1 pseudogene is annotated in these 9,268 nt (G+C 63.4%); it reads right to left on the reverse strand.

The annotated features are described in order from the left end of the window. Positions 1-9,268, reverse strand: a pseudogene (locus FFS57_RS23720) (hypothetical protein); the annotation flags it as partial.

Here is a 9,268-nt window from a genome sequence, read left to right on the forward strand (position 1 = left end):
TCACCATCCAAGGCGTTCAAGCGACGCTGTGCGGCAAGGCTAACCGGGTCACGGGCAATAAGTGCCGTGGGACCAGATCCATTCAGTCCAATACCGCCCGCCCTGTTTGGAACTACCCGCTCCAATCTAACAGGCAACGGATTCGAATACAACACCCCCGGCGAATAGGCTGGCGGTAGGACATTCCAATCGGGCAGCCCTTTGGCACGCAGATAGCCGGCCGCATTGCTGACCGGGGTATGCATCGCGTTCAGCGCCTGTCTGGATAGCCCAGCCGTCAGTTTCGTGCCCGCCACACCCAGTTGGCCCCCACCCAGCGCCATGCCGGCTATGTCGGCGGTTGCACTTCCCCGGAGTGCTGCTGCACTGAACGTTTGTCCATTTGCCTCCAACTGATCAGCCAAGGCGTATTGCTGCTGGAAGCCTGACTTGATCCGCTGATAGGTGTCTCGCGGGTTCAACATCGCGTGACCGAGTGCCCCCATTTCGCCATGGGCTTGCTGGATGTATCCGGTGTCGTGGAAGGCCCCGAACGTCACCATATCGGTTACCTGCCAACCGAGGTTGTTGACCATGCGTACGCCGCCCGCAATGGCGCTACCGAATGAATTCAACACCCCGGCTGCGCCACCAGCAATACGCATGCCGGCCTGCTGGAATTCATTCCGTGCCGCTTCCTGACTGGTCGCCAGTTGCGCGGCGAGGGCGGCCCGGTGTGCGTCCGATTCGGCTTGGGTGCGCTGCACCAGATGGGTGGCAGTGACGTCTTCCCGCCACGGTTGCCCGTTATCGGTCGTAATCCGCTCTGGCTGTACGGCCGGGGTACGACCGATGCTGCGGCCATAGTCCCGCGACCAGCCTTTCGCTTCCTGCACCGGATCATAATAAGTATCGTCCGGATCAGCATCGCCCATTGCCATCGACGGGGCATTGGCCTGACGAGTGATCTGCCGTTCCTGCGTCAGATCGACGTTGGCAATCGGGTCAAGCGGGAACGGATTCTGCTGCGGTGTCTTCAGGTTGGCACTGGTACCACTGCCCGCCAACTGCCGGTTGCGCTCGGCCTGGGCCGCTTCCTGCTGGCGGGCCGACTGGTTCTGCAGCCGGCGGTATTCCCATTCGTCGATCCGGTCCACCGCCTGCTGGCCGAGGGTCTGCCCGATCGCATTCACCAGCAAGGCCCGTGGCCGGAAGTGGTGGGTGCTCACCTGGCTGCTGACCGTGCCGGCGGTGAACTGGCTCAGCAGCTGGCCCTGCCAGCCACTTAACCGCAGTGCCTGGCTGGCACTGCTCATGGTATTGCCCGCTGCTGCGCCCAGCCCCGCCCCGGCCACCTGACTCCACTGGAAGCCATCCTGCCAGCCGGCGGCGCGCATCAGCTGCTGGCTGAGGGCGTTGCCGATCATGGCATTGACCCCCACCGCTGCCCAGCCGTTCAGGCCCATCAGGCCGGCAAGGCCATTGCTGCTGGCGGCGGCGCTGGTGGCGCTGCCCGCTGAACCTATTGCGCCGCCCACACCGGCCGTGACACCGGCACTGAGCGCGGCCATGCCGACCTGGGTCCAACTGAATTTGTCCACATTGCCCATGGCCTTGCCCACCAGCTGGCTGGCAATCGACCCCGCTGCCGCGCCGATGGCGGCGCTGGCGACGGAGATGGCGGTGCTGACCGCCGCCGAGGTGGCCACGGCCCCGGCGGCCACCGCCCCCGCGGCTGCACCTGCACTGGCGGCGCTGGCGGCGGCAGCCCCTTGCACCGCCCCGGCCATGGCGGTTGAGGCCGCCCCGGCCGTGACGACACTCACCACCACCGCTACCACGATCATGATGATCAGGCCAAAGTCGCCGCAACCTTTTTCATTCACCACCGGCTTGGGCATGGTCGGGTCGATCCGGCCCATGGCTTCACCGGGGTTGTAGGGCCGGAAGGTGTTGCTGTTGTTGTGGATGTTGGTGACTTTGTTGGGGATCACCAGGTTCTGCCCCGGGGTCAGGGTTTCGCTGCCCTTCAGGCCGTTGGCGTCCGCCAGCAGGTACCACATGGCTTCATCGCCCCACAGGCTGCGGGCGATGCTGTGCAGGGTTTCGTTGTTGCCGCGCACGGTGTAGGTGCCGGGGGCGTTGCCGGGGTACTGTTCGTTGATCGGTTCGTAGTTCTGGTCGAAGTCGGCCGAGGTCACTGGTTTGGCGTTTTTGTACAGCGCTTCCAGGCTGACGGTCTTGGCTTTCAGTGCCAGTTGTTCTGCGTAGGACAGGCGGGTTTCCAAGGCTTCGGGGTCATTGGCGACGTCCCCCACCCGCTGGTTGTTGGCGTAGTAATACCAGTGGTCGAACTGCTTTTGTCCGCCTTGGTCATCTGGCAAGGTGACGTGGCGCTGCATGATCTGGCCGTTGGCCGAGACGATGTAAGCGGTCTGGCGGGCGCCTTCCTCGTCATAAGTGGACCGGATATAGCCATTGCTGTCGTACTGCAGGTCGATGCGCCCGTCTTTCGGCAGATCTTTGCCGGTGGCGGTCAATTGCAGTTGTTTGGCCGCATCCCAGTATTGATAGCGATAGCGACGGGTCGAGCTCAAGTCACTGCCGCGATAGGCTTCCACCCGCGCCAGTTCGCCCTTGCCGCTGCTGTTGGCGGTGTGCTGATCGTCCTGCCCGCGCTGGTAATAGAAGTAGCGCGAGGTTTCATGGGTGGCGGTGTTCCCGGCCTGACCCTGGTCGTAGCGGGTTTCCTTGACCACGCGGTTGTCCTGGTCGTAGTCGGTTTTTGCTACCTTGCCGTTCTTCAGGTCCTCGTACACCATGGTGCGCCCCAGCTTGTCCAGCGTACGCCGGGCGCTGAGCTGGCCGTTGAACAGGCTGCTTTCGAGGAAGCCATCGGCGGTATAGCGGTAGGCTTCGCTGACCTTGGATTTGGCCGAGTACGCGCCGATCCGCTGGCCGGCGTAGTCATAGCTGAGCTGCACCCCGTGCTTGCTGTGCACCACATCAATCCCGAAGCGGGTGTCGGTCGCACTGCTGGCCCGTTGATGGGCGTCGGTGAACTGGCCGGTGGTGGTGTCCAGCAGCCCGCCCATGGAGGTGGTGAAGCGGTTGGCCTGGTCGTACAGGTACCAGAAGTCGTCATATTGCCGTAAGCCCTGCACCCCGTCGTGATAGTAGGCGCGGGCCCGGCGGCGGTTGCCGACGGCGTCGTATTCATAGTCCAGTTCGAACGCCAGCTGGTCCTTCACCTGCGCCAGTCGGCCCAGTTCGTCGTAGCGCAGTTCGGCACGCTGGCTGAAGCTGTTTTTCTTTTCGGCACCGCTGGCTTCAATGCCACCATAGTATTCCCCGGTCCGCAGGCCCGAGTTGTCATAGCTGTACCAGGCACCGGTCAGGTTGGTCCAGTCCCGCGCCACCTGCAGGTAACCGTTGGCGTAGTAGTCATAGCTGAGGTGCTGCTTGCCATTATGGTCGTAACCACTGCCCTGTTGGCTGGTCAGCCAACCCGCATGGTTATACCCATAGTCGAATTGGCGGTTTTCCAGATCACGCCGCCGGACACTGCGCTCGAAGTAGTCGGTCCATTCCACGCTGCTGCGGCCGTTGGCGTGGTGGGTGGTCTTGCGGTAGCCGCCGTAATCCTTGCCACCGGCGCCCTGGATGTGGTCGCCATCTGCGGCCCCGCCGGCGTTGATCAGCTCATACTGATAGCGGGTGTCCGTGCCACCGGCGCTGACGGTGCGGATCACGCGGCCCAGGCTGTCGTAATCGGTTTTTTCCCGCTCATTGAGGGCATTGGCGCGGCTGATGCGGCGGCCCAGCCCGTCAAAGGTGTAACGGTCGGTCAGCCAGCCCACATTGACCGGGGTGCCAAGCTCCGACCAGCGCACCACCCCCTGGCCGTTGAAGCCGCGCTGCTGTTGTTGCACCAGCCGCCCGGCGCCGTCGTACACATAGCCGGTGTGGTTGAAGACCTCCACCCAGGTCTCGACCCCGTTCACCACGTGTTGGTCTTGCCGCACCCGCGCCATGCGCAGCACGCTGTCGCCAAAGGCGTTGTAGTCCATGCGCTGCAGGCCGCCGGCGCCATCCCAGCTGGTCAGCACTTTCAGTTGCTGGGCGGTCGAGCCGGCCAGTACTTGCTGGGTCTGGGCGTGGCCGTTGGCATCCAGCTGGCTCACCAGTCGCCCGGCCAGGTCATAGCCGTAGCGGGTTTCCGGCTTGATGCGCTGGCGGAAGCTGTTCGCCAGCGTCACGTCCGTTTCCGGGTCGGTCTTGCGGATCAGTTGGCCCAAGGCGTTGTATTCGAAGCGGGTGGTGAGCGCGGCATCGTTGACGGCGGTGGCGGTGCCATGCAGTGCAATCATCTGGGCCGCCCGTTCCCGGACCCGGTCATCGATCTCCGCGGCCACTTGCCCGAAGGCGTTGTAGCTGAGCTGTTTGCGAACCTGGACGGATCCGCGGTCATAGATGATCCTGGTTTCCTGCAGCAGTTCGTATTGATTCGGATTGGTCAGCGGATTGCCCAGTTCATCGGTTCTACCGTGCAGTTTCAACACCCCATCCAGCCGGATCAGTTCGCCCAGTTTGTTGCGCAGGGGCTGGCCGGCGGCGTCGTACATCACCAGTTTGATCTGGTAGGACTTAGTGCCTTGCAGCGGTGCGAACTGGCTGGCATCCCAGCGGAAGGTGGCATACTGCTTCTCCGGGTCGTAACCGCCAGCCAGATCGGTTTTGAGGAGCCGGGTCGCGCCGTCGTACAGTTCGACACTGACCCGCGCTGCCTGGCTACCGCGCGGCCCACGCAGGTTGACCAGGGTGGGCTTGTTGGCCTGCTGGGCGGTGATGGTGACCTCCCCCCTGGCGGTGACGTTGAAGCCGCCCTGGCCATGGAAGGCCGGCTGATTGGCGCTGTCGAAGGCATCGAAGCGATAGTCGAATGCCTGGGTGCCGGCGGCGGGCACCAGCTGGGCCATACGGGTTTCGTCCAGCACCGGCGGCAGCGGGTACGGTTGCCCGGCCGGTACGGCAAACGGCGGGTTGGCCCCATAGTGCAGCACCGTCGCCTTCCCCCAGTCGGTTTCGCCACGCGGTTTGACGGTCAGCACAAACCGGGCGGCCTGGGCGGTCTGGTCAAAGCGGATGAAGGCGGGTTTGCGCTCCGCCTGGAAGGTGGCCGACACCTCGCCGTTGGCGGCAATGCTCACCTGCGCCGTGCCGGCGCCGACGCGGGCGGCGTTGAAAGAAAAGGCTTCATAGCTGATCGTCAGCGCACGCGGGCTGCCCGTCTGCCACGCCGATACGTCCCACTTCACGGTGCCGGTGACATCGGCATGCAGGTTGACGGTGCTGAGCAGCTGGCCGTTTTCCATCACCTTCAGGACCACCCGGGCGGTCTCCGCAATGGTGATCGGCACCAACGGCTTCTTGGTGATGGATCGCCAGTTGGCAAGGCTGGATGTGCCATCGGCGTTGACCGTGAGGTCCGCGTCGAAGCCGCCATCCGGCGAGGTGTAGCTCAGCTTGCCGTTGCCCGCGGCCAGCCCGGCGATCGAGAGCACCACATACTCGCCGTCGCGCGGGACCCCGCTGGCCGGGTAAGCCAGCTTGGCCCCGTTGCTGCCGGTCAGGGTGAAGGTGCCGGTCAGCGCCGTGGTACTGGGCAGGCGCAGCTTGATTTCCCGGCGGTAGCCGTTGCCGGCCATGTTGATCGCACTGCTGGGGGCAAACGGGTTCAAGTCGGTGACCGACAAGGCATCGACCGGATGGCCGCCCGGTGTGTGACTGGCGGTCAAGGAGATCTGTCGAATGCGGCCGACCAGTAATTCGCGTTGAATATTGATCCCGGGCGGCACCTTCACAAAGCTGCTATCCCGCAGCACGAACACGCCGTTGCTGTCCGCCACCCCCTCAAACTGCAGGTTCACATCGCGATGGACCACCCCCGACACCTTGGCATGGGGGGTGACATTGAAGCGCGCGATCTCGGCTGAACGGGTCGCCCGTTGCAGCCAGGTGGCCCCGCCGGTCAACTGGTCTGCCGCCTGCGGCCAGCCCTGCCACAGGCTGCCATCCGCCAGTTCCACCAGCAGTTTGCTGGCCGTGGCCGGCACCACCAGCATGTTGTTGGATTCGAGCGTGCCCCAGTTCTGCACCCCCGCATCCAGCCAGGGGCCTGCGTCGGTGGTCCGGTAATAAGCCCGCACCACGCCAGCCTGGCCCGCTTTCATGTTCAACAGCACAACGCGCGTGTCCGGCACACCGTTGGCGTGGAAATAGGCCAGCCCGGCCGCGCCGGCATGACCCACCGTCTTCACCCCCACGATCTGCTTGGGCGTCGGCCCTGCCCCGTCCGTGACATTGACATGCAAGCCGTTGACCGTGTTGCCACTCTTGACCACCAGCAGGTAGGAGCCGTTGACCTGGAGGTTCAGTTGTTGCGCATTCAGTTCATATAAGCCCTCGATCTGCGTAGTCCCCCCGGTCGTCCTGGCGGGCGTCAGGCTGATGGGATGCCCCCCGCCAAACACCGACACGATCGGGGGTTGTCCGGATGACGAACCCAGGGCATTCGCCAGGATGAAGCTTTGCGCGCGCCGCAGCGGCTGCTGAGCGAACACCTCCGTGCCATATCGTTCCTCATGCGCATCTTCGCTGCCACTGACCCGGTAAGCCGCCCTGACACTGATTGCGTGAATATCGAGGGCAGTCGTACTGCCGGTCGTGGGCGTCCAGCGCAAGGTGTGGACATTGGTGGTGTAAACCATTGGCGCATCATCTCTGCTCCGGGTTCGGGTGAGGCTGTTGTCCACCCGTGGCTGGATGGCGATCGCCACCCCGTCCGGCTTGTACACCTGCTCAGAGAGCAGTTCACCCTGCTGACCTTTGATGCAATACAGGCCAGGTGGCAGGTGCGCCGGCACCGTCCACGCCCCATTGAGTAACGTGGTTTTATCCCGACCGCCTGACGTGGTCGTGGTGGCGACACTCACCCCATCAAAACTGACAACACGCACCTCCGAACTGGCCGTGCCAGCGGTGGTGTCGATACCCGCTAGCACCGGGTGAACCGTCGCCGTCCGATTGTCAAATTTCGCGCCAGCGAGAAAGTCCCCATTGCCCACTGCCTGGCCGTAACTGCCCTGCCCGCCCTTGACCGGCACCGGTGTCAACCCACCGCCCTTATCCACCTGGATATCGCCCTGTGGCTCACCGAGCTGGCTGCCATACAGCAGCCCGACATCACTCGCCGTCTTCAGCGCATCCATGCGCGGGTCGATGGTCTCGATCAGCTGGTTGCGCCGGTCGTAACGGCTGATGTGGTAAACCACGTCATTGCGGTTGGCGATCTGCGATTCGCTGCTCACCAGCGACAGATCATTGCCAGAGGATTTCATCTCACGGGTGGTGTTGCCGTTCTGGTCGTACAGGAACAGTTGCGTCACCCCACCCTGGCTATTGCTCTTCCAGATCTTGCCAACCTGGTTATAGGCAATGTTCTCCTGCCACAGGTTGTTATCCCCCAAGCCCTTGGCATTGATCTGGCCATACAGGTTGTAACTGAAGCGGCGCACTTCACCGGTGCCGCGGTCCAGTTGCCGTTTGACGCGACCCAACGGGTCGTTCTGGTACTCGGTGATCAGCTGGCTGCGGTTGCCATCGGCATCCTGCACATCCACCAGCGTCTTGCGGCTGACGAAGCCCAAGGCGTCGTAGTCATAGCGTTCGGTGGTACGGTCGGTGCCCTGCATCTCCACCAGCCGATCACTTTGGTAGCGATAGCTCACCACCCGGTCTGGCTGACCCTGCACGAGGCCGCGCTGGATCAATTGGCTGACATGACCCAAGCCATCATAGGTGGTGTCGGTCTGCGGGCGGATAGTCTGGCCGGCTGACTGATAGCCCGGCGCCAGGCGACTGCGTTCGCGGCCCCATTGGTCGAGGACGAGGTCGGTGGTCTCCCACACCTCACCCTGAGCACTGGTCGAGGTCAGCTGGCTGATCTGTTTGACGTTACCCAAGCCATCGTAGTCGTAGCGAGTAATGGCATCGGCCAAGGCACCGCGGCCACTGCCCGGAGTCAGCGTGCTGGCGCCGGTGTTGCTGTCCACAATCCGGTCAAACTCGACGCCACGGATGCGCACTTCCTTGACCCGGCCCAGTCGGTCCAGCGTGGTGACGGTGACGCGGTCGTTGACCGGATCGCCTTCGCGGGTCGCCAGAATCTCGGCCGCAGTCTTGCCGGCGACCGAGGTGGGGTATTTCTTGGCATAGCGGGTCTCCAGCCGGCGCAGGCTGTCCGGGCCATCGCTGGTGTCGCGGTAATGGTGGTCCCACACCGTCAGGTAGTTTTCCCGGTCCACCGACAGCACCTTGCGGCCCACCTTGTCATACCAGTGGTAGGCGCTGTTACCGCGCGCATCGATTTCTTCAATGACATTGCCGACGGCGTCGTACACCACCCGGGTACTGATGGCGCCTTGTTTGATCTGTGCATCAATACCCGCAGTGGGATCAAAATAGGTCACCCCTTCGATGATCGTCTCCAGCTTACGGCCCAAGGCGTCATACTTGAAGTACTGCACATGATCCTCTTCCGAGGCGGGAACGGCAGGCGGTAGACCACCTATTTTCCGCTCCGTCGGCTGGACGGGGGTGGCGTAGGCACTTTCGCGAATGACTTGACCGGCTGGGTTGTAATCCCACTTGATCACGGCCCATACCGGGTCATGCTGGGCAATCTTGTTGCCGACCGCGTCATACCAGAACTGGGTACTCACGCCACCGGTAACCTGACCATTGACCCAATTGCCACCCTTGATCTGTTCAATCACCCGGCCGGCTGCGTCATAGCGGCTGAACTCGACTGGGGTGATGGTGGGGGTCTGCAGGGCGCTAGCATCAAATGCCGTGTACGCCTGACCGATCTTGTGCGTCAGCCGGCCGACTGCGTCGTAGCGGTAGTCGGTGATGCGTTGCTGTTCGGCGATGCCGTAGGCTTCGATGCTGCGGGTACGGTTGCCCAGGCTGTCGTATTGGTAGACATTGACCACATCGACATTCTGCCCGGCGGGACCTTGCGCCCGGGCCGCCAGCGTTTCCTGGGTCAGCCGGCCCAGGCGGTCGTATTGGTTGCGGGTGACCCCACCCGCCCGGTTGATCACTTGGCTGGCTTGACCGAACGCATCCAGCGCATGTTGGCCTTGTGTATCCAGCGCGCCTTCGTAACGACCGTCCGCATCCAGCGTGCCCAGCTTGCGGCCGAGGCGGTCCAGTTCGGTGGTCT

It is taken from the genome of Chitinivorax sp. B (assembly GCF_005503445.1).
Taxonomy (GTDB): domain Bacteria; phylum Pseudomonadota; class Gammaproteobacteria; order Burkholderiales; family SCOH01; genus Chitinivorax.